The sequence below is a fragment of the Cryobacterium sp. MLB-32 genome (assembly GCF_000738085.1).
Classification (GTDB): domain Bacteria; phylum Actinomycetota; class Actinomycetes; order Actinomycetales; family Microbacteriaceae; genus Cryobacterium.
Genome location: NZ_JPRS01000434.1, coordinates 1 through 717, shown reverse-complemented (window position 1 = coordinate 717; position 717 = coordinate 1). Strand labels below are relative to the sequence as shown.

At 56.2% G+C, this 717-nt stretch carries 1 protein-coding gene; it reads right to left on the bottom strand.

The window, feature by feature from the left end; translation table 11 throughout:
• Positions 1-717, bottom strand: a 717-nt coding sequence (locus JF66_RS23850) for a hypothetical protein (protein ID WP_035880482.1), incomplete at both ends; no start/stop codon positions are given.

The window sequence follows — 717 nt, the reverse complement described above, 5'->3', positions numbered from 1 at the left end:
GACGATGCTCTGCTGAGCACCTTCGCGATTGACGACAATATCTGCGCGCACATTGCGATGTGGCGAGCGCAGTTGACCCTCATGTTTCGACTCGAAGCCGAGAAGTGAAAAAACACGCGCGATGCGTTCCCCTAATGCGACCGATTGAGACGTAACCGAGTCGTACCACACTCGTGCTTCCGAGGATCTTTTGGAATCCCGCTCTCGGAGGGGTGAGAATTTCGACGGGTCCCAGGTCTCGGCGACGACGCCGTACAGGTGTGTCGTCGCGAATTGCCCGAGGTAAGATTTCGCGATCGTTGCCTCAGAATTACCGAGAGCCTTGCTCACCTGATGTAAGTCTGCGGCCGAGATTGGGACTAGGCGTACGTCGAAATACAGGCGAGCACGGTTGTACGCGGACATCGTCGCGACGTTCTGCCTGTCTTCAGCAGGGAGCTCCCGATAGAACGCGTTCCAGTCGAGCTTGTAGCCGTCACGCGAGTTCGTAAACCCGGTGACTCGGGTTATACGGAGTGCGTCAGCAACGGGCCACAGCATCACAACCTGATACTTCGAGAGATCCTGTAAACCATCAATTTCATTGCCCAGCTTCTTGCCGACTGTCTCGATTGTTATCCCGAGCGTTGCGGCCGCGTCCGCGGCTGACTCGATATCCCCGCGCAACAGCCCGAAATCTGCTAACGGCTGGTCTTGATTGTGAAAAGCGAACGTTTC